The sequence below is a fragment of the Mesorhizobium sp. USDA 4132 genome (assembly GCF_056279545.1).
In genome coordinates this window covers 3,055,896-3,075,946 of the sequence record NZ_JBWCCP010000001.1, presented here as the reverse complement: position 1 = coordinate 3,075,946, position 20,051 = coordinate 3,055,896, and the positions used below count along the sequence as shown (strand labels likewise).

22 protein-coding genes are annotated in these 20,051 nt (G+C 62.2%); 10 read left to right on the top strand and 12 right to left on the bottom strand.

Annotation, left to right across the window (positions count from 1 at the left end; all coding sequences use genetic code 11):
* Nucleotides 1–4: 4 nt before the first annotated feature.
* From xdhB to ACZ9IU_RS15680, 3 genes are all read right to left on the bottom strand, one after another.
* Nucleotides 5–2,341 carry a xanthine dehydrogenase molybdopterin binding subunit gene (gene xdhB, locus ACZ9IU_RS15690; RefSeq protein WP_038544415.1) on the bottom strand — a complete coding sequence of 779 codons (2,337 nt, stop codon included), beginning with the start codon at nucleotides 2,339–2,341 and terminating at the stop codon, nucleotides 5–7.
* A 253-nt stretch (nucleotides 2,342–2,594) separates the two neighbouring features.
* Nucleotides 2,595–4,067, bottom strand: a complete 1,473-nt coding sequence (gene xdhA / locus ACZ9IU_RS15685) for a xanthine dehydrogenase small subunit (protein ID WP_038544411.1) — start codon at nucleotides 4,065–4,067, stop codon at nucleotides 2,595–2,597.
* Nucleotides 4,068–4,138: 71 nt separating this feature from the next.
* Nucleotides 4,139–4,915, bottom strand: a complete 777-nt coding sequence (locus ACZ9IU_RS15680; RefSeq protein WP_038544409.1) for a 3-hydroxybutyrate dehydrogenase — start codon at nucleotides 4,913–4,915, stop codon at nucleotides 4,139–4,141.
* Between the two features lie 268 nt (nucleotides 4,916–5,183).
* Between ACZ9IU_RS15680 and ACZ9IU_RS15675 the strand changes: the two genes are divergently transcribed.
* The 4 genes from ACZ9IU_RS15675 (at nucleotide 5,184) to ACZ9IU_RS15660 (ending at nucleotide 9,039) form a co-directional block, all read left to right on the top strand.
* Nucleotides 5,184–5,531: a YidB family protein gene (locus tag ACZ9IU_RS15675; RefSeq protein WP_038544407.1), complete on the top strand. Its 348-nt coding sequence runs from the start codon at nucleotides 5,184–5,186 to the stop codon at nucleotides 5,529–5,531.
* Nucleotides 5,532–5,579: 48 nt separating this feature from the next.
* The gene (locus ACZ9IU_RS15670; RefSeq protein ID WP_038544406.1) at nucleotides 5,580–6,035 is read left to right on the top strand and encodes a hypothetical protein; all 456 of its coding nucleotides are present in this window, start codon (nucleotides 5,580–5,582) and stop codon (nucleotides 6,033–6,035) included.
* Nucleotides 6,036–6,150: 115 nt separating this feature from the next.
* A complete protein-coding gene (gene glpK / locus ACZ9IU_RS15665; protein WP_038544404.1) occupies nucleotides 6,151–7,644 on the top strand; it encodes a glycerol kinase GlpK in 1,494 nt (497 codons plus the stop codon).
* A gap of 111 nt (nucleotides 7,645–7,755) precedes the next feature.
* A complete protein-coding gene (locus ACZ9IU_RS15660) occupies nucleotides 7,756–9,039 on the top strand; it encodes a D-alanyl-D-alanine carboxypeptidase (RefSeq protein ID WP_051899784.1) in 1,284 nt (427 codons plus the stop codon).
* Nucleotides 9,040–9,093: 54 nt separating this feature from the next.
* Here ACZ9IU_RS15660 and ACZ9IU_RS15655 read toward each other — a convergent pair whose 3' ends face one another.
* The 6 genes from ACZ9IU_RS15655 to ACZ9IU_RS15630 all read right to left on the bottom strand — a co-directional run bounded on the left by ACZ9IU_RS15655 (nucleotide 9,094) and on the right by ACZ9IU_RS15630 (nucleotide 12,415).
* Nucleotides 9,094–9,522: a VOC family protein gene (locus ACZ9IU_RS15655; RefSeq protein WP_038544402.1), complete on the bottom strand. Its 429-nt coding sequence runs from the start codon at nucleotides 9,520–9,522 to the stop codon at nucleotides 9,094–9,096.
* A 115-nt stretch (nucleotides 9,523–9,637) separates the two neighbouring features.
* Complete coding sequence (locus tag ACZ9IU_RS15650) at nucleotides 9,638–9,940, bottom strand: type II toxin-antitoxin system RelE/ParE family toxin (RefSeq protein ID WP_038544399.1); 303 nt, start codon at nucleotides 9,938–9,940, stop codon at nucleotides 9,638–9,640.
* 3 nt (nucleotides 9,941–9,943) lie between these two features.
* A complete protein-coding gene (locus ACZ9IU_RS15645) occupies nucleotides 9,944–10,198 on the bottom strand; it encodes a type II toxin-antitoxin system ParD family antitoxin (protein ID WP_038544398.1) in 255 nt (84 codons plus the stop codon).
* Between the two features lie 61 nt (nucleotides 10,199–10,259).
* Nucleotides 10,260–10,715, bottom strand: a complete 456-nt coding sequence (locus ACZ9IU_RS15640; protein ID WP_038544396.1) for a GFA family protein — start codon at nucleotides 10,713–10,715, stop codon at nucleotides 10,260–10,262.
* A gap of 46 nt (nucleotides 10,716–10,761) precedes the next feature.
* A complete protein-coding gene (locus tag ACZ9IU_RS15635; protein ID WP_038544394.1) occupies nucleotides 10,762–11,469 on the bottom strand; it encodes a glutathione S-transferase N-terminal domain-containing protein in 708 nt (235 codons plus the stop codon).
* A gap of 85 nt (nucleotides 11,470–11,554) precedes the next feature.
* Complete coding sequence (locus ACZ9IU_RS15630; protein WP_051899783.1) at nucleotides 11,555–12,415, bottom strand: N-acyl homoserine lactonase family protein; 861 nt, start codon at nucleotides 12,413–12,415, stop codon at nucleotides 11,555–11,557.
* Between the two features lie 134 nt (nucleotides 12,416–12,549).
* Between ACZ9IU_RS15630 and ACZ9IU_RS15625 the strand changes: the two genes are divergently transcribed.
* The 3 genes from ACZ9IU_RS15625 (at nucleotide 12,550) to ACZ9IU_RS15615 (ending at nucleotide 15,126) form a co-directional block, all read left to right on the top strand.
* On the top strand, nucleotides 12,550–13,413 hold the full coding sequence (locus tag ACZ9IU_RS15625) for an AraC family transcriptional regulator (protein ID WP_038544393.1): 864 nt from the start codon (nucleotides 12,550–12,552) through the stop codon (nucleotides 13,411–13,413).
* A 73-nt stretch (nucleotides 13,414–13,486) separates the two neighbouring features.
* Entirely contained in the window at nucleotides 13,487–13,876 is a 390-nt protein-coding gene (locus ACZ9IU_RS15620; protein WP_038544391.1) for a YciI family protein, read from the top strand.
* The gene (locus tag ACZ9IU_RS15615) at nucleotides 13,873–15,126 is read left to right on the top strand and encodes an RNA polymerase sigma factor (RefSeq protein WP_038544389.1); all 1,254 of its coding nucleotides are present in this window, start codon (nucleotides 13,873–13,875) and stop codon (nucleotides 15,124–15,126) included. The genes ACZ9IU_RS15620 and ACZ9IU_RS15615 overlap by 4 nt, the downstream gene beginning before the upstream one ends.
* Before the next feature lie 29 nt (nucleotides 15,127–15,155).
* Here the strand turns inward: ACZ9IU_RS15615 and ACZ9IU_RS15610 are convergent, their stop codons facing one another.
* Entirely contained in the window at nucleotides 15,156–15,455 is a 300-nt protein-coding gene (locus ACZ9IU_RS15610; protein ID WP_173426752.1) for a DUF1905 domain-containing protein, read from the bottom strand.
* A gap of 149 nt (nucleotides 15,456–15,604) precedes the next feature.
* Here ACZ9IU_RS15610 and ACZ9IU_RS15605 point away from each other — a divergent pair, with 149 nt between their 5' ends.
* Nucleotides 15,605–16,075 (top strand): SRPBCC family protein, encoded by a 471-nt coding sequence (locus tag ACZ9IU_RS15605; RefSeq protein ID WP_038544387.1) that lies wholly within the window; start codon nucleotides 15,605–15,607, stop codon nucleotides 16,073–16,075.
* Between the two features lie 120 nt (nucleotides 16,076–16,195).
* Here ACZ9IU_RS15605 and ACZ9IU_RS15600 read toward each other — a convergent pair whose 3' ends face one another.
* Nucleotides 16,196–17,569, bottom strand: coding sequence for a GGDEF domain-containing response regulator (locus tag ACZ9IU_RS15600; protein ID WP_051899782.1), 1,374 nt, complete (start codon nucleotides 17,567–17,569; stop codon nucleotides 16,196–16,198).
* 253 nt (nucleotides 17,570–17,822) lie between these two features.
* Between ACZ9IU_RS15600 and ACZ9IU_RS15595 the strand changes: the two genes are divergently transcribed.
* The gene (locus ACZ9IU_RS15595) at nucleotides 17,823–18,866 is read left to right on the top strand and encodes an LLM class flavin-dependent oxidoreductase (protein ID WP_038549494.1); all 1,044 of its coding nucleotides are present in this window, start codon (nucleotides 17,823–17,825) and stop codon (nucleotides 18,864–18,866) included.
* A gap of 69 nt (nucleotides 18,867–18,935) precedes the next feature.
* Complete coding sequence (map, locus tag ACZ9IU_RS15590; RefSeq protein WP_038544385.1) at nucleotides 18,936–19,691, top strand: type I methionyl aminopeptidase; 756 nt, start codon at nucleotides 18,936–18,938, stop codon at nucleotides 19,689–19,691.
* A gap of 28 nt (nucleotides 19,692–19,719) precedes the next feature.
* Here the strand turns inward: map and ACZ9IU_RS15585 are convergent, their stop codons facing one another.
* Nucleotides 19,720–19,935 (bottom strand): hypothetical protein, encoded by a 216-nt coding sequence (locus ACZ9IU_RS15585; RefSeq protein ID WP_038544383.1) that lies wholly within the window; start codon nucleotides 19,933–19,935, stop codon nucleotides 19,720–19,722.
* Between the last annotated feature and the right edge of the window lie 116 nt (nucleotides 19,936–20,051).

Here is a 20,051-nt window from a genome sequence, read left to right as displayed (position 1 = left end):
TCCATCACATCGCCTTCAGCCGCTCGACCGCCATCAGCACCCGTTCCGGCGTCGCCGGTGCGTCGAGTCTCGGGCAGGCCGAATAGTCCGCGACGCTTGCCACCGCCATCGACAGCGCTTCCAGCACCGAGACCGCCAGCATGAAGGGCGGTTCGCCGACGGCCTTGGAGCGGCCGATGGTCGGCTCGGCATTCTCCGCCCACTCGGCGAGCTTGACGTTGAACACTTTCGGCCGGTCGGAGGCGAGCGGGATCTTGTAGGTGGAGGGCGCGTGGGTGCGGAGCCGCCCCTTGTCGTCCCACCACAGTTCCTCGGTGGTCAGCCAGCCCATGCCCTGCACGAATGCGCCTTCCACCTGGCCGATGTCGATCGCCGGGTTCAGCGACTTGCCGACGTCGTGGAGGATGTCGGTGCGCTCGACCATGTATTCGCCGGTCAGGGTATCGATCGAGACTTCCGACACCGCGGCGCCATAGGCGAAGTAGTAGAACGGCCGGCCGCGGCCCGCCTTGCGGTCCCAGTGGATGCGCGGCGTCTTGTAGAAACCGGCGGCGGACAGCTGCACGCGGTCGTAATAGGCGGCGCGGATGAACGTGTCGAAGGGTATGATCTCGCCGCCGATGCGCAGCCGGTTGGGCAGGAACTCGACCTTGTCGCGGCCGACCTTCCATTGGCGCATGGCGAAATCGATCAACCGTTCCTTGATCTGGCGGGCGGCATCATATGCGGCCATGCCGTTGAGGTCGGTGCCGGACGAGGCGGCGGTCGCCGAGGTGTTCGGCACCTTGCCGGTCGTCGTCGCGGTGATCTTCACCCGGTCGATATCGACCTGGAACGTATCGGCCACCACCTGCGCCACCTTGGTATAGAGGCCCTGGCCCATTTCGGTGCCGCCATGGTTCAGGTGGATCGAACCGTCATTGTAGATATGGACCAGCGCCCCCGCCTGGTTGTAGGCGGTCATGGTGAACGAGATGCCGAATTTCACCGGCGTCAGGGCGATGCCCTTGCGGATCACCGGGCTGTGCGAGTTGAACTCCAGGATCGCCTGCCGGCGGGCCTGGTATTCGGACGAGGTTTCCAGCTCGTCGACAATCTTCGCGATGATGTTGTCCTCGACGTCCTGGTGATAGGGCGTCATCGTCCGGTTCGAACCGCGCTGGCCGTAGAAATTCAGCTTGCGGATCTCAAGTGGATCCTTGCCGACCGCATAGGCGATCTCCTCGATGATCCGTTCGCCGCCGAGCATGCCCTGCGGTCCACCGAAACCGCGGAAGGCGGTGTTGGAGACCGTATGGGTTTTCAGCGGCTGCGAGGTCAGGCGCACATGCGGATAGAAATAGCTGGAATCCGCATGGAAGAGGGCGCGGTCGGTGACCGGGCCGGAGAGGTCGGCGGAAAAACCGCAGCGCGCCGCATAGATCGCGTCGACTGCGTGGATACGGCCTTCCTGGTCGAAGGCGACGTCGTAGTCGACGCGGAAATCGTGCCGCTTGCCGGTGATCGACATATCCTCGTCGCGGTCGGGGCGGAATTTTACCGCCCGCTTCAGCTTCTTGGCGGCGATTGCCGCGAGTGCCGCAAACTGGTTGCCCTGCGTTTCCTTGCCGCCGAAACCGCCGCCCATGCGGCGGGTCTGGACGGTCACCGCATTGTTGGCCACCCCGAGCACATGCGCCACCATGTGCTGCGCTTCGCTCGGATGCTGGGTGGAAGACCAGACGATGACTTCGTCGTCCTCGCCGGGGATGGCGAGCGCGATGTGGCTTTCCAGGTAAAAATGCTCCTGGCCGCCGATATACATGTGGTTCTGGACCCGCAGGGGCGCGTTCTCGATCTCGGTTTCCGGCTCGCCGCGCTTCAACGTCATCGGTTCGACGACATAAGGCGCGTCGTTTTCGCGGGCGCTGTCGATATCGGTCCAGTGAGGCAGGTCGCGGTATTCGATCTTTGCGAGCTTTGCCGCCCGGCGGGCCTGGTCGCGGGTCTCGGCAATGACGGCGAAGATGATCTGGCCATGGAACTGGACGTTGGTGGTCGCCAGCAGCGGTTCGTCGTGCTGGCCGGTCGAGGCGACGTCGTTGAAGCCCGGAATGTCCTCCGCGGTGATCACCCAGACGACGCCGGGTGCGCTCTTCACCGCCGAAAGATCGACCGAGACGATTTCCGCATGCGCCCGGTCGGCAAGCCCGAGGCCGCCGTGCAGGGTACCCGAGGGTTCGGGAATATCGTCGATATATTCGGCGGTTCCGGTGACGTGCTTATGTGCTGAATCATGTTTCAGCGACACATGCATGCGGCCGTTGATGATCGGTTTGGTGTTGAACGTGGTCTTGTCCATCAGCGGGGGCCCCCGACCGTTGCAGCATGCCGATCTCCCCCCTTGAGGGGGAGATGCCCGGCAGGGCAGAGGGGGGTGGCTCGGAATGCTACGGAGGCGGTTTGACGTGCCGTGAGGTCGCTACCCCCCTCTGTCACCTTCGGTGACATCTCCCCCTCAAGGGGGGAGATCATTGGGAGCGTGCCGCGCCGTCTCGTTTCCGCATACATGTCGGGCTTCCGGCTGGAGAATATGTTCATAGTTCTATTCACCATCACGCCTCCTCCAGCTCGAACCGGCGGAGTTCCGCAGGCGCTCCGGCGGTTTCGAGGAAAAAGCGGGTGAGCAGGTTGCGGGCGGTGAGGCTGCGGTATTCCGCGGTTGCCCGCCAGTCGGTGAGGGGCTGGTAATCCTCCACGAACGCGTCGCGCACGGCCGAGATGGCACCCCAGCTCCAGACCTCGCCGAGGAGTGCGTCCTCGACGTGTTTCGCCCGTTTCGGGGTTGCGGCCATGCCGCCGAAGGCGATGCGGATGGTCTCGACCTTGCCGTCAGCATCGAGCACGAGATGGAAGGCGCCGCAGAGCGCCGAGATGTCCTCATCGCGGCGCTTGGAGATCTTGTAGACGGCGAAATGACTGCCCTCGGCCGGGCGGGGGACGAAAACCTTCTCGACGAATTCGGTCGGCAGCCGGTCCTGCTTGCCGTAGCTCAGGAAATAATCCTCGAGCGCGATCGTGCGGCGGCCGGAATGGGAGCGCAGCGTCAGCTCGGCACCGAGCGCGATCAGAGGCGGCGGAGTGTCGCCGATCGGCGAACCGTTGGCGATATTGCCGCCGATCGTACCCATGTTGCGCACCTGTTGGCCGCCGATCCGGTCGATCAGCCGGCCAAGCGAGGGGATTTCGTCAGACAGTACGTCGAAAGCCTGGGTGTAACTGACGCCGGCGCCGATAGTGATGCCGGTCTCGTCCGCGCTTATCGACTGCAGTTCGGTCAGGTGGTTGATGAAGATAACCGGGTCGAGGAGCCGCATCTGCTTGGTGACCCACAGGCCGACATCGGTCGCCCCGGCGACGATCGTCGCCTCGGGTTCGTCGGCGAGGATATCGGCAAAGGCGGCGACGGAGGCCGGCACGATCGAGCGGGCCCCATCCTTGGTGATGATGGTCGTGTCGTTGCCGGAATGGATGCCCCAGAGTTTCGCCATGATCTGGATACGGTCGCGCTCCAGCGGATCGAAGAGCGAGCTCGGCCGGTTGACGGAGATGTGTTCGGCCGCCTTGACGATCGGCTCATAGCCGGTGCAGCGACAGAGATTGCCCTGCAGTGCGCTTTCGATATCGGCGCGCGTCGGCGTGCCGTTCGAGAGCCACAGGCCGTAAAGGGACATGATGAAGCCGGGAGTGCAGAAGCCGCATTGCGAGCCGTGGAAATCGACCATCGCCTGCTGCACCGGATGCAGCGCGCCGTCACGGCCGGCCAGGTGCTCGACGGTCACCACATGGGTGCCGTGCAGGGAGCCTAGGAACCGGATGCAGGCATTGACGCTTTCGTAGCGCAGGCCGTGTTCCGTCAACCGCCCGATCAGCACCGTGCAGGCGCCGCAGTCGCCTTCCGCACAGCCTTCCTTGGTACCTGTCAGCCGCCGCCTCAGGCGAAGATAATCGAGAAGGGTTTCCGTCGGACCAAAATCTCCAAGGGTTATCTCTTCTCCATTCACGATGAAGCGGATGGCTTCGCTCATGTCTCTCCTTCGTCCGCCGTTGCCGGCTCTTGTATTCCGTTACCGGTCGGTCCGGTTACTGCTTTGTTCAGTTATTGGGCGGTCCAACCGCCGTCTATCGAGATATGCGTGCCGGTAATGCTCTTCGCCGCATCGCTTGCGAGATAGATCGCCGCCTGCGCGACCTCGTCGATCGCCACGAATTCCTTGGTCGCCTGCAGCCTCAGCATCACTTCGCTCTTCACCTCGGCTTCCGAAATACCGCGCTCGCGGGCGGTATCGGGGATCTGCCTTTCGACCAGCGGCGTCAGCACATAGCCCGGGCATATCGCATTCACGGTAATACCGAATTCCGCAAGTTCCAAGGCCGCTGTTTTGGTTAGTCCTAAAATACCATGTTTGGCAGCCACATAGGCGGATTTGAACGGCGAGGCGACCAGCGCGTGGGCCGACGCCACGTTGATGATGCGACCCTTGCCGGTCGCCTTCATCAAGGGAATGGTATGGCGCATCGTGTGGAAGGCCGAGGTCAGCAGGATGGCGATCAGCTGGTCCCACTTTTCCGGCGGGAATTCCTCGATCTTCGCCACATGCTGGATGCCGGCATTGTTTACCAGGACGTCGACCGTGCCGAAGGACTTGACCGCGGTGGCGATGAGGTCCTCGATGCCGGCGGGCTTGGTCATGTCGGCGCCGTGATAAAGCACCGTGCCGGGCCCAAGCGCATCGAGTTCGCGGCGGGTAGCCTCGATCGCGTCAGCCGGCCCGAAACCGTTGATCACCACATTGGCGCCCTCGGCCGCAAATGCCTTTGCAACACCGAGCCCGATGCCGCTCGTGGAGCCGGTGACGACGACGGTTCTGCTCATGCCCAAATCTCCCTGTGATCCAGCCTTCCGGGCGGCGTTCTGTTGCGCCGCGACGATCCGGGCAGGTTATGCCCAAATTCCGTGCGATGGCAATCGGGATCGCCGATCCTGGTCGTCGGCGAGATGCTGGCCGTTGGCGACCATGGATGGCGGTGGCGCAGCAGGCTGAACACCGCCGGAGCAGCGCGCCGGACACATTGGTGATGACACCAAAACTTCGAACTGCTATGAGTTCCGGAAGGCGTAGCGAAAGACCTGGGAGGGTCACATGGGACTGTTTGATGGTCTTGGGAGCGTGATCAGCGATGCCTTGGGCGGCAAGCCGGTCAATATACTGGCGGTCGCCGAAAACATCTTTCAAAATGCCGGCGGCTTCAACGGGATCATTGCCCAGCTCAACCAGGCGGGGCTTGGCGAGCAGGTGTCTTCGTGGATCGGTACCGGCTCCAATCTTCCGGTTTCCGCCGACCAGATCAGGTCGGCGCTTTCTTCCGAGCAGGTGCGCAGCCTGGCAAATGCCTTCGGCATCAATGTCGATCAACTGCCCCAGCTTCTTGCAGATCACTTGCCGACGGCAGTCGACAAGGCGAGCCCGAACGGGGTTCTCCCGTCCTGACGGGGGCTCCGTAAACTTTCTCCTTAAATCAGAAATGTAGGAAAGATCATGTCTGGGAAATTGATTCTTGCTGCTGCCGGTACGATCCTTGCTGCCCTGACATTCTCATCGCCCGCCAGTGCGCTGACGATGAAGGAGTGCAGCACGAAATATCAGGCCGCAAAGGCTGACGGCTCCGCCGCCACGATGAAGTGGAACGACTACCGCGCCAAGTTCTGCGGCGCTGAAGCCGCGGTCGCGGACAAGGCCGACGAGGACGAAGTCGCAAAGACCGCCGAGAAGGAGCCGGAAAAGCCGACCATGGTTGCTCCGAAGGGCACCAAGTTCCCCAAGGCGGTCGACAAGAAATACGCAACCGAGACGCCTGCCAAGGGACGTCTGCACACCTGCGTCGACGCCTACCATGCCAACAAGGATGCCGGCACGCTCAACGATCTGAAATGGATCCAGAAGGGCGGCGGTTACTGGAGCCTGTGCAACACGGCCCTCAAGGCTGCAGGCTGATTGGATGCCGACGGACAGGGAAAGGCGCATCGCGCCTTTCCTTTTCCGTTTGACAGGCTTTTGCCGTTTCTGTTCAAACCAGTTCCAAAGCATTGCATGAACTGGGAGGGACGGCATGGGTGGTTATGTTCTGGCGATCGATCAGGGAACGACGTCGACGCGGGCGATCGTGTTCGACGGCGACATGCGTATTGCCGGCATCGGCCAGAAGGAATTCACCCAGATCTTCCCGAAATCCGGCTGGGTCGAGCATGATCCGGAGGAGATCTGGGAAACTGTGCTCTGGGCGGTCGAGCAGGCGCTCAAGGAAGCCAAGCTGAAGGCCTCCGAGATTGCCGCGATCGGCATCACCAACCAGCGCGAGACCGTCGTCGTCTGGGAGCGCGAGAGCGGCAAACCGATCCACAATGCCATCGTCTGGCAGGATCGCCGCACCGCCAGCTATTGCGAGAAGCTGAAACGCCAGGATCTCGAAAAGCTCTTCACCCGCCGTACCGGCCTGCTGCTCGATCCCTATTTTTCCGGCACCAAGCTTTCCTGGATGCTCGCCAACGTGAAGGGTGCGCGGGCGAGGGCGGCCAAGGGCGAACTTTGCTTCGGCACGATCGACACCTTCCTGATCTGGCGCCTGACCGGTGGAAAAAGCTTCGTCACCGATGCGACCAATGCCTCGCGCACGCTGATCTACAACATCGCCGATAACCATTGGGACGAGGACCTCCTCGAAATCCTGCGCATCCCCGCCGCCATGCTACCGGAGGTCAAGGATTGCGCCGACGAATTCGGCATCACCGACGAAAGCCTGTTCGGTGCAGCGATCCCGATCCTCGGCGTCGCCGGCGATCAGCAGGCGGCGGTCATCGGCCAGGCCTGTTTCGAACCGGGCATGATGAAATCCACCTACGGCACCGGCTGCTTTGCCGTGCTGAATACCGGCGCCGACATGGTGCGCTCCAAGAACCGGCTGCTTACCACCATCGCCTATCGCCTGAACGGCGAGACGACCTATGCGCTGGAAGGGTCGATTTTCATCGCCGGTGCCGCAGTGCAATGGCTGCGCGACGGGCTCGGCATCATCGAAAGAGCTTCCCAATCCGGGGAGTTGGCGCAAGAAGCCGATCCTCAACAGGAAGTCTACCTGGTACCCGCCTTTACCGGCCTCGGCGCGCCCCATTGGGATGCGGAAGCGCGCGGCGCGATGTTCGGCCTGACGCGTGCGACCGGTCCTGCGGAAATCTGCCGCGCCGCGCTGGAGGCGGTCTGCTACCAGACCCGCGACCTCTACGACGCGATGCAGAAGGACTGGCGCAACGCCAACGGCAGCACGGTGCTGCGCGTCGACGGCGGCATGGTCGCGTCGGACTGGACGATGCAGCGGCTCTCGGATCTGATCGACGCGCCGGTCGACCGGCCGACCATTCTCGAGACGACGGCGCTCGGGGCCGCCTGGCTCGCCGGCTCCAAGGCGGGCGTCTGGCCAGACCAAAAGGCCTTCGCGAAAAGCTGGGCGCGGCAGCGCCGATTCGAGCCACAGATGGATGAAAAGACCCGTTCTGCGAAGATTCGCGGCTGGAAGGATGCCGTCAGGAGAACATTAACAAATGCGTAAGTACTTATTTTCAATTAACCATTTATCGAGAATTAGAATCAAATGCGAAACGCGTCATTTTCGCACCATGTTCGTTGCCTTATCCTCACTGAGGACGGTAAGAGGGTAGGCATGTATCGAATTCCGCAGATTTTGGCATTCCTGTGGGTGCTTGGCGCCTCTCTGGCCATCAGCCGTTCGGCAGAGGCCGGCTATTCCCACTTCATCTATGACGCGAAGAGCGGCAAGGTCCTGGCGTCGGAAAATGCCGACGAGATCAACCACCCGGCATCGCTTACCAAGATGATGACGCTCTACATGACCTTCGAGGCGCTGCGCGAGGGCCGCCTCAAGTGGGACCAGGATATCGTCGTGACGCCGAATGCGGCGTCGAAAATTCCCTCCAAGCTCGGCGTGCCGGCGGGTCGAACGATCACAGTACGCGAGGCCGTGCTTGGCATGGTCGTGCGCTCGGCCAATGATGCCGCCGCGACGATGGGTGATTATCTCGGCGGCTCGGAAGACCGTTTCGGGGTGATGATGACCAAGAAGGCGCGGGCGCTCGGCATGAGCCGCACCGTGTTCCGCAATGCCTCCGGCCTGCCGGACGACGAACAGGTGACGACGGCGCGCGACATGGCCCAGCTGGCGCTGGCGCTGATCCGCGACTTTCCCAAGGAATATCAGCTCTTTTCTTTGAAGAACATGGAGTTCCGCGGCAAGCGCCTGCGCGGCCACAACAACCTGATGTATCGCTATCCCGGCATGGACGGTGTCAAGACCGGCTTTATCAACGCTTCCGGCTACAATATCGCCAGCGCCGTCAACATCGACGGCCGCCGGGTGATCGGCGTCGTCATGGGCGGCAAGACCGCCCGCCAGCGCGACGACCAGATGGCGGCGCTGCTCGACCGCTACGTGCCTGGCAACACTGCGGCACCCGGCGGTCTCGTGGCATTCCAGGCGCAGAAGCGGCCGGCCGAAGACACCGCGCCGCTCGCCTTCGCGACGCCTTCGCCGCGCAAGGAGATCGCGCTGGGCGTTGCGCCCAAGACGGCGCTCGCCAATCTCTATGCCGCGCCTCCGAACGCCGTTCCCCAGACCACGCCAGTCCCGACGGCCCCATCCCGGATGGCGTCGTCTCAGACAATGACGCCCCAGCAGCCGGTCGGGTCGCTCTGGCGCATCCAGATCGCCGCCGCCGCCAGCCGCGACCAGGCATCCGCGCTGCTGGAAAAGGCAATGCCGCTGCTCGCCCAAGGGTATGGCCGCGTCGCGCCGAGCGTCGAAAGTTATGCCGATAGCGGCAAGGAAATCTTCCGTGCTCGCTTCGTCGGTTTTGCCGACGGCGATGCCGCCACGCGCGCCTGCTCGGTCCTGCAGGCCAAGGCGATCACCTGTTTCGTGGTACGATAAACGGATAGAACGCGCCGCCGGATCACCGGCGGCACGTTGCTTCCCCGACGGATCTCAGCCCTTGACCGGCGCGTTCATCGCCCAGGCGACGCCGAAGGGATCTCGGACCTGGCCGTAGCGGTCGCCCCAGAACATCACCTGCAGTTCGATCTCCACCGTCATGCCGGCATCGACGGCGCGTTTCCACCAGAAATCAATGTCGTCGACCGGCAGCATCATGGTGAAGGCCTGCGGCTTTTCGAGCGGGTGGCCATAATCCGGATAGGGATCGCCGAGCATCACCGAACTGCCGTTGATATAGAGATGGATGTGCATCGTGCGGCCCTGGTCATCCACCGGATGAAAGGACGCGATCTCGGCGCCGAGGGCGTTTTTGTAATACTCGGCAGCCTTCATCGCCCCGTCGAGCTGAAGATAGGCGACCACACCGCCGCGGACGGGCGATGCCACCTGCTTGTCGTTCGTCTGAGCACTCGTATCCATGATTTTCCCTCCTGTTCGGGTCGTTCTCGTCCATGCCGGACAATACAAAGACGAACGAGAGGAGGAGACGCCGACATGGGGCGGCGATTTTTTTACGCAGTTTCGCCGGATGGAGTTAGGTGTCCCATTTGACCCGCCGAAGATCGGCGGCACCATCGACGATGCGGACAACGCGAACCGTGTCGTCGGCGATCGCGTAGAGGGCGAGCCACCTTTCCACCAGAAGCATGCGGGCGGATTGCGCAATATCGGGCCGCCCCGGTCCCATCTCGGGATGATCCGACAATCGCGATATGCGGGCCTCCAGGCGCTCGGCAACCGCATCGGCCATGGCCACTCCGCTTTTGTCGGCGATCCAGGACCAGATGTCCAACATGTCGTCACGAGCCCGGCTGGAATAAACGACCATCTTGGCCATGGATCAAGGCTTGCCCGCACGTCTGCTGCGGCCTTCGGCCTTGATCGCTTTCAAATCCAGAGGGCGATAATCGCCGCTCTCGACACCTTCGCTCCACGCTATTTTCAGGCGCGTCAGATTATCGGCTGCGTGGTCCTGTTCCTCCAGCAGGCGCAAGGCCTCCTCGACGACTTCGCTCGAAGAGCGATAGTGTCCCGATTCGACCTTGGATTTGACAAACTCGGCCAGATCGTCCGTCAGCGAAACATGGATGTCCATCGACAGCTCCTTCCCCCCAATGATGGAAGCAGTCAGGGATTTTTACAAGCGATTTCGAACTTCAAACCCGTCCCGCAAATTCCTTCACCAGGCCCTCATAGTCCTCCATCGGCGGGAAGGTTTCGTAGGAATGCACGGCCGGTGTCGTCGCCCAGGGCAGCTTTTCGGACATATATGTCTCGATGAAGGGCACGAACCATTGCGGGTCGTCGAGCATGGTCGGACGCAGGTTGACGAACCAGTCCATGCCGACCGGCCTCGTAAACATCCAGCTCTTGCAATGCGGGCAGTGATAGTGGTGGGCGTCGTCGCCATGCAGGCCGCCGATCACCGGATCCCCTTGCGTCACCTCGAACCCTTCAGACGGGATCGCGGCGGAGAGCGAGAAGGCGCTGGCGCTCATCTTCTGGCAGCCGGTGCAGTGGCAGGCCATGGTCAGGATCGGCGGCGCGCTGATCTTCAGGCGCACCTGTCCGCAGCGGCATGAACCTTCCATGGGGAGCGTGGGTTTCGGCATGTCTTACCTCCATCTCCCCATGAATTAGGGCGGCTATGCTGTTTGATCAGGCCGGACGCTTCGGAATGTCGAGGCCCCGCTGGACGGCGGGCCTTGCGAGGCCGCGTTCCAGCCATTCCGGCACGCGTTTCAGCTGATCGTATTCCACGAATTCGCCGGCGCCGTAGAAGCCGATCAGGTTGCGTACCCAGCCGAGCATGGCGATGTCGGCGATCGAATATTCGTCGCCCATCACCCAGTCGCGGCCTTCGAGACGGGTCTCCAGCACGCGGATGATGCGGTGCGATTCCTTGGCATAACGGTCGCGCGGGCGCTTGTCCTCGATGTCCTTGCCGGCAAACTTGTGGAAGAAACCCAGCTGGCCGAACATCGGCCCGAGACCGGCCATCTGGAACATCACCCACTCGATGGTCTCGTAGCGCTTGGCCGGATCCGACGACATCAGCTTGCCGGTCTTTTCGGCGAGATAGATCAGGATCGCGCCGCTTTCGAACAGCGCCAGCGGTTTGCCGCCGGGGCCGTGCGGATCGAGGATCGCCGGGATCTTGCCGTTCGGATTGAGCGACAGGTATTCCGGACCCCATGTCTCGTCGGCGCCGATATTGATGAAATGCGGCTCGTAGGGCAGGCCGATCTCTTCCAGCATGATCGAAACCTTCACGCCGTTCGGCGTCGGCGTCGAATAGAGCTGCAGAACGTCCGGGTTCTGAGCGGGCCATCTGGAGGTGATCGGGAAGGCGGAAAGGTCGGCCATGTCGGGGTTCCTTGGGAGGCAGAGTTTTTGTTTCCGCGGAATATAGCCACCGGCGCGCGATGCGCCAGTGGCGATCTCATCGAAGTCAGCGGGCGCTGGCCGGGAAAGCCGGCAGCTTGCCGATATCGCCTGCGTCGTGCTGGACGACCAGCTTTGCGTTCAGCTGCTTGGCGATCCGGTTCATGCGCTCCATCGAGGCGAGGCTTTCGGCCCGGTCGATGTTGAAGGGCGGCACGCCGTTGTTTCCGATCTGCTCTTCGAAATGCACGACGTCACCGGAGAGCAGGACCGGTCCGCTCTGCGGCAGTTTGACGAGCAGCGCCGTCTCGCCCTTGGTGTGGCCGGGCATGGCGAGCATCGTGACGGAACCGTCGCCGAACACGTCGCGATCGCCCGAGACCGGGTCGATCTTTGCCTTGCCGTCCATCCAGGGCTGGACGAGCGCCGGCATGACCCCGAAGGGCAGGGGATTTTCGTGCAGGCTTTCCCAGTCGCCGGCGCCGATCATCAGCGTCGCCTTTGCAAAGGTCGAGGCCTGGCCGAGATGGTCGAAATGGTTGTGGCTGATGCCGACGATGCCGATCTGATCCGGCTTGATACCGATCTTTGCGAGCTGGGTCGGGATGTCGACGGAAAGCGATGGCGCGAGCGGCTGGGTGAGGTCCGGCGCCTTGCCGATCAGGGCCGCCGGCAGGCCGGTATCCCAGAGCAGGTAATCGGCGCCGTGGCGGATCGCATAGCAGCTGTCGGTCAGGGTGCGGCTTTCACCTTTATAGGCGAACGTATCGGAAAAGCTCGACAGGTCCTTGACCACGATCGAGCCGCAATCGAGCCGCCACAGTTCGATATCGGCTGCGGCGCGAGCGGAGCCCGACAGGGTGAAGAGGGCGATGCCCGCGGCCAGAACGGAAGCGCCAAGGGTGGAAAGGGTGGCTAAGGTCTTCATCAAAAGTCTCCTGCGTTGAAGCCACGCCTTCTGCCTGCTTTCGAGATCCCGTCAGGGCCGGATTTTTAACCGCTTGAGCCCGAAACGCTCACCTGAAGTGTTTTTCATCGTCGGTCCTGCGCTATACTGCGGCGATGAACCTGATCGTCACCCAGCGTCTTCCCGATCTTTCCCGCCGCCTGCTCGACCGTCTGCGCCCGATGGTGGCGGGGCGTCTCAAGCCCGGCATGAACGCTTATACGGAGCAGCTGTTCATCTATTGCTGTTTCGACCGGGAGAAGGTGAAGGCGCTGGAGCTCGAAGATCCGATGATCGGCATCGTGCTCTACGGGCAGAAGGAAATCTGGTTCGGCGACCGGACGCATGCCTTTTCCCCGGGCTCCGTTTTCGTCCTGCCGCGCAAGGTGCCGATGGATGTCGTCAACATTCCCGACGAGACGAACGGATTCTACGTCGCACTGCGCCTCGACGTTCCGTCGCTGCCGGAAGGGATACCGCCGCTCTCGACGGCGGAGCGGCTGAAGGGCGGCGAACTCGGCAATTTCGGCGTGCCGCTCAGCGAGGGTCTGGTGGAGGCGCTCTGTCATGCGGCCACCACGATTGCCGACGGGGCCATCGGCGAAACGATCAAGCGGCTGCGGATGGCCGAGGTGCTGGCATTGCTCCGCCCGTTGCCGGAAGCGCGGCTGCTGTTCCGCCAGAGCCTTTCGGACGAGATCGCCTGGCTTATCGCCACTGCCCCTTCCGAACAGTGGAGCATAACCGAGGTCGCCGAACAGATCGGCATCGGGGCCTCGACGCTGCGGCGTCGTCTTTCGCTGGAGGGTGGCTCGTTCCGAGCAATCCTGCGCCGGGAGCGGCTGAAGGCGGGCCAGAACGCCATATCCTCGGGCGCCTCCAGCATCGCTGCGGCGGAGGCGGCCGGTTATGCCTCGCGGTCGCATTTCTCCCGCCGTTTCCGCGAGACTTTCGGCACCAGTCCGACCGGTCGGCCCTGATCCATCAAAAAATTGCTGCACCCTGTCGGCAGCCGCGCTAATCCTTCGTCTTCATTGAGAGAAGGAGCTACGCATGCTTTACGCCATCCTTTGCTACGCCCATGAGGAAACCGTCTTCGCCTGGTCCAAGGAGGAAGAGGATGCCGTCATGGCAAGGCTCATCGAGGTGCAGGCGCCTTACGCGCAGGCCGGCAAGCTCGGCCCGGTCGGACGGCTGATGCCGACGACCGCTGCGACGACCGTGCGAAAAGGCAAGGAAGAACCGCTGGTGCTCGACGGGCCGTTTGCGGAAACCAAGGAAGTGCTGCTCGGTTTCTACACGCTCGATGTCGAGACGCTGGAAGAGGCGGTCACATTCTCGAAGGCGCTTTCGGTCGTCAATCCCGGATCCAGTTCCTACGAAATCCGGCCCTTCTACGTCTTCCATCCCGGCGAAATCAAAAATAGCGAGACCAAGACATGACAGATATTGCCTGGATCGATCTTGCCCTGACGGCCGCCCGGCCGCAGGCGCTCGGCGCGCTCCTTCGGTACTTCCGCGATCTCGATATCGCGGAAGAGGCCTTCCAGGAGGCGTGCCTGCGCGCCATCAAGACCTGGCCGGACAAGGGCCCGCCGCGCGATCCGGCCGCCTGGCTGATCTTCGTTGGCCGCAACAGCGGCATCGACGTGGTCCGCAAGCGCTCCAAGAACGATCCATTGCCGGAGGAGGAAGCCTTCTCCGATCTGTCCGATGCCGAAGGCGACATGGCCGACCGGCTCGACAATTCCCATTACCGCGACGATATCCTGCGGCTGATGTTCATCTGCTGTCATCCGGACCTGCCGGCGACCCAGCAGATCGCGCTGGCGCTCAGGATCGTTTCCGGCCTCAGCGTCGCCCAGATCGCCCGCGCCTTCCTCGTCGGCGACAGCGCCATGGAGCAGCGCATCACCCGCGCCAAGGCGCGCGTCGCCAAGGCCGGCGTGCCGTTCGAGACGCCGGGGCCTTCGGAACGGGCCGAGCGGCTCGGCATCGTCTCGTCGATGATCTATCTGGTCTTCAACGAGGGGTATTCCGCCGGCATTACCAATCTCGACAGCGCCGCATTCTGCGACGAGGCGATCCGGCTTGCGCGCCTCCTGCTGCGGATCTTCCCGGCCGAACCGGAGATCATGGGCCTTTTGGCGCTGATGTTGCTGCAGCATTCGCGCGCCAGAACGCGCATCGACAAGGATGGCCAGATCGTGCTGCTCGAGGACCAGGACCGCGGCCGCTGGGACAGCAAGCTGATCAACGAGGCCCTGGCGCTGCTCGACAAGGCGATCCGGCACCGCAAGCCAGGCCCCTATCAGGTGCAGGCGGCGATCTCGGCGCTGCATGCCCGCGCCCCGACCCCGAAGGATACGGACTGGAAAGAGATCACCATGCTCTACGGACTGCTGGAGCGCATCCAGCCGTCGCCGGTGGTGACGCTCAACAAGGCCGTCGCGGTCTCGAAGCTCGAAGGGCCGGAGGCGGCGCTCGACATGATCGCGCCGCTTGCCGACAAGCTCGACGGCTATTTCTATTTTCACGGGGTCAAGGGCGGACTGATGATGCAGGCCGGCCGCAAACCCGAAGCCCGCGAGGCCTTCGACCGGGCGATCGCGCTTGCCAATTCCGCCGCCGAATGCGCCCATATCCGCCAGCAGATCGACAAGCTCGGCGCGGTGACGCCGCTGGTGGAATAGGGCGGGCAACCGCAGATACAATGCCCCCGCTACCGCCTCGGCTGCCGTAACGTCATCTCCACGGCAATCGTGTCGCCTGCGGTAATTCCGGTCTTTTTCCGCACCGCGTCCTTCAATGGCAGCAGATAGGTTTCGTCCTTCGGGAAGAGCGACGTGTAGAAGGAGACGCCGCCGATCGTGGCGTCGACCGGGATCACGCCCCAGCCGTAGCTCACGAGCTTCGATAGCCGCCTGATCTCCTCTGCATGGTTCGGCGGGAGCGGCGCGAAGAAGAAAGGGGACGGGCCGCGCCAGTGGATGACCGTCGCCTCAAATATGAACTGGACCATTGCCCCTCCCGATGCCTGTCACCCGGTTCCGAAAATATTTGCTGCAGACCCTTAAAAAAATCCATGACACTTGTCGGATATCGTTCTCGTTACACGTCCTAGGTTCAACATCGGATGAGATGTTTTGTAAAACCTGAGGGAGACAGACGATGACCGAGAATACCGCCAAATACGCCCTGCAGATCGTCCGCGAAATGGACGTGCCGGCCGACAAGCTCTACAAGGCCTGGACCACGCCGGAACGCATGGGCGAATGGTTCTGCCCGCAGCCCTGGAAGGTGACCGAAGCCCGGATGGACGTCCGTGCCGGCGGATCGAGCTTCATCCTGATGGAAGGGCCGAACGGTGAGAAGATCCCCAATTATGGGATCTATCTGGAAGTGGTGCCGAACAAGAAACTGGTCTTCACCGACGCCTATACCAGCGCCTGGGTGCCGTCGGAAAAGCCGTTCATGACTGCAGTCGTCGAATTCGAGGACCTCGGCGACGGCCGCACGAAATATATCGCGACGGCCTATCACTGGACGGAGGAAGACAAGAATGCCCATCAGCAGATGGGCTTCGAGGAAGGCTGGGGCATCGTTGCCAGACAGCTCGAAGAGATCGCCAAGACGTTCTGAAGCAGAGAGTTGCCGCCCGGGTGAGGCTCGGGCGGCTTCGCCGGCCTCAAGGCGCTTTCGGGATTGATTCAGAAGGCCGCCGTAAGTCTTTGAAAACGGATTCGAACTTCGTTTGGCAATTCACCGGGTGCCGGGGCGCCGGGTCACTCGGGTACGGGGTTCCTCCGGTTCCTGCGCCTGGGGGATCAGCGCTTCCGGTATCGTCAGGCTCGAATAGACGCGGTTGCGGCCGTTCTTTTTTGCCATGTAGAGAAGCTGATCGGCGGCGTTGAGCTGGTTGCCGAAGGTCTCGCGCTCCTCCATTTCCATGACGCCGATGGAGATGGTCACCGATATGTCCTTGTCCTGCAGCGGGATGGTGGTGGTTTGGACGCGGCTGCGTACCTGTTCGCAGAAGGAATGAGCCTGGAAGGCGTTGGTGTCCTTCATGTAGATTGCGAACTCTTCGCCGCCGAGGCGGGCAGCGAGGTATCGCTTGTCGATGGTCATCTCCCTGAGGGTGCTGGCAAGACGCTTCAGCACCTGGTCGCCGGCCTCGTGGCCATAGGTGTCGTTGACCGACTTGAAATGGTCGATGTCGAGGATGGCAACCGCGTCGTTTGGCGGTGCAGGTTCCAGGGGCGGGTTCTTTTCGAAGAAGAAGCGGCGGTTTGCGAGACCCGTCAGATGGTCTCGTTCCGCCAGATAACGCAGCCGCTTCAGCTGGGTCAGCGTTTCGACATTGTTGTCGATGCGGCATTGCAGCTCTTCCGGGACGAAGGGACGGTAGATGAAATCCGACGCTCCGGCTTTCAGGAAGCTTGCGGAGAGGCCGCGGTCGGTCGAAGACGAAACCCCGATAATGCGCAGCTCGTCCGATGGCCGGGTTGCGCGAATGCGCCTCGTCAGCTCGTGTCCGTCCATGTCGGGCATGTTGTAGTCGGTGATGACCAGTTCGATCGATGGATTGTCGGCAAGCATATCCAGGGCCTCCTTGCCGGAAAGGGCTTCGAGGACACGAAAATTCTGCCGCTGCATGATCTCGACCAGACCGGAACGGGCCCATCTCGCGTCATCGACGACAAGAACGGAAAAGGCGTTGTTGGTCAGGATGCGGTTCACGGTCCTGACGACCGTATCGACCGTTCTGTTGTCGCTCTTGACGATATAGTCGATGATCTTCCGCTCGGTGTAGCGGATGGTGCCCTCCGTCTCGGAGGTTGCCGTGAAGACGATTGTCGGAACCGCGTATTCGGCCAGCAGGGCAAGGATCTCGCCGTTTGGCGCATCGGGCAGGTTGAGGCCGGTCACGGCCAGGGTGAATTTCTGCCCCGCCAGCAGCATGCGAGCTTGAGCCAGGCTCGCACAGCAAAAGGTCCTGCCGGCCGTCTCCCGCTCGAGCCGCTGTCGCAGCAATGCCGAAAGGGCGGCGGAATCCTCGACGATAAGGATGTCATTCGACGATTGCAGGTTCGGAACGTCCGAGTCCGGCCGATTTCCGGTGCTGTCATTCATTCGATTTACCTAAACTATTACCTCTGCTGGCCGGGGAGTCTATGCCCGATCGATTACCATTCCCTTAGATGCTAAACCTATATTTGTACCCGAAATCTTACAGTCCCGTGCGAGTTGTCAAATTATGACACAGGTGCTGCCGGTCGCCCCTGCACCTATCCATTCCATCGAACGATGCCTTCGAAAGAATAGCATTTGCGCCAAAGGTGCCCGATAACTATCTGACGGGCATCAACGAATGGATTTCTTCAAGATGGAACTCGGACTTCATACTTTTGGCGATGTCGATGCCGCAGCACTGGACAAGGGCGCGGAAGGCGCAAGGCGGATCAAGGATCTGCTGGAGGAGATCGCACTTGCCGACCAGGTGGGGCTCGATGTGTTCGGGCTCGGCGAACATCACCGCCCGGACTATGTAATCTCGTCGCCCTCGACCGTGCTTGCCGCGGCTGCCGCGATCACCAAGAATATCCGGCTGACCAGCGCCGTCTCGGTGCTCTCGTCCGACGATCCGGTGCGGGTCTTCCAGCAGTTTTCGACCGTCGATCTGATTTCGAATGGTCGGGCGGAGATCATGGCGGGCCGCGGCTCGTTCATCGAATCCTATCCGCTGTTCGGCTACGATCTCGGCGACTATGACGAGCTGTTTTCCGAAAAGCTCGACCTGCTGCTCGCCATCCGCGATCAGGAGATCGTCACCTGGCAGGGTGAGAAGCGCGCGCCGATCAACGGCCGCGGCGTCTATCCACGCCCGCTGCAGAGGCAACTGCCGATCTGGATCGCCGTCGGCGGCACGCCGCAATCGGTGGCGCGGGCAGGGGCCATGGGCCTGCCGCTCGCGGTCGCCATCATCGGAGGCGAATATCCGCGCTTCGCACCCTTCTTCAACCTCTACCGCGAGGCTGCCCGCCGCGCCGGTCAGGATCCGGCCAAGCTGAAGACCAGCATCAACGTGCATGGTTTCATCGCCGATACGACCGAGGCCGCCGCCGACCAGTTCTACGGCCCGCAGGCGGAGGTGATGAACCGCATCGGCCGCGAGCGCGGCTGGGGGCCGACCAACCGGGCGCATTTCGACGAGGCGCGCTCGACGCTCGGCAATCTCTTCCTCGGCGAGCCGGAACTGGTGGCCGAAAAGATCATCGCCGCCCACAAAGTGTTCGGCATGGACCGGTTCCTGCTGCAGATGGCGATCGGTCCGATGCCGCATGACCAGGTGATGCGCGGCATCGAGCTCTACGGCACGAAAGTCGCGCCGCTGGTCAGAAAAGAACTGGGGTCGTCAGAAAAGAATTGACGGGCTCGGCCGATGGCGCGAAACCGGCCGCCTGATCGAGTTTGAACACGTTAGGACGTTAGGCAGACCATGGTTATCTCCACCGAAGACGAACTGGCCAAGCTGAAGGATATCGGCAGGCTTTGCGCGCAGGCGATGGAGACCATGGCAAAGGCGCTGGAACCGGGGATCACTACCCGCGAACTCGACGCGATCGGCCGCAAGTTCCTGGAGGACAATGGTGCACAATCGGCGCCGGAGACCTGCTACCAGTTTCCGGGCGCCACCTGCATCAGCGTCAACGAGGAAGTCGCCCATGGCATTCCGGGCGACCGGGTGATCCAGGCGGGCGACCTCGTCAATATCGACGTCTCGGCGGTCAAGGACGGTTTTTTCGGCGATACGGGTTCCTCCTACGCCGTGCCGCCGGTGAAGCGCGAGATCGAAAAACTCTGCCGCGACGGCCGCCGGGCGCTCTGGACCGGGCTGCAGCAGGTCAAGGCCGGCAAGCCGCTTTCCGGTATCGGCAATGCAATCGGAAACTTCGCCAAGAAGAACCGCTATACGCTGATCACCAATCTTTCGAGCCACGGCATCGGCCTGACGCTGCATGACGAGCCGAAGGAAATCCCCACCTGGCCGGATCGCCACGAGACGCGCTCGATGGAAGACGGGCTGGTGTTTACCATCGAGCCGTTCCTGTCACTCGGCGCCAACTGGGCCGAGGATGGCAGCAATGGCGATCCCTGGACGCTCTACAGCGACCCCAAGGCACCCACCGTGCAATATGAGCATACGATCGTCGCGACCCGTAACGGACCGCTGATCCTGACGCTTGCAGATTGAGGGAAGACCTGCCGTCGCGGCAGGTCGGTCAGTTGTGCTTGTTGGCGCCCGACACGGCATCGACGCGACGATAGAAGGCGTCGGTACGCTCCGTCTGAAGGTTTCCCAGCATCTGGCGCGCATAGACGCGGGACGCACTCTGCAGCAATTGCGCGAAAGCGGCGTAACCGACAGCGTCGGCCTGGCGAAGCTGGGCGATCAACGGATCGACGAGCACTTCGGATAGGGTCAGGTCATGTTCCATGCGCATGCCTCCGCGCCCCGATGGCGATGGCTCAGAGATTGGCTTGCTTTCATGTCAGCAGCAAGACGGTTTCGGTCATGCACTGCACCAAATCGTCGCGGCACATGCACGATCGC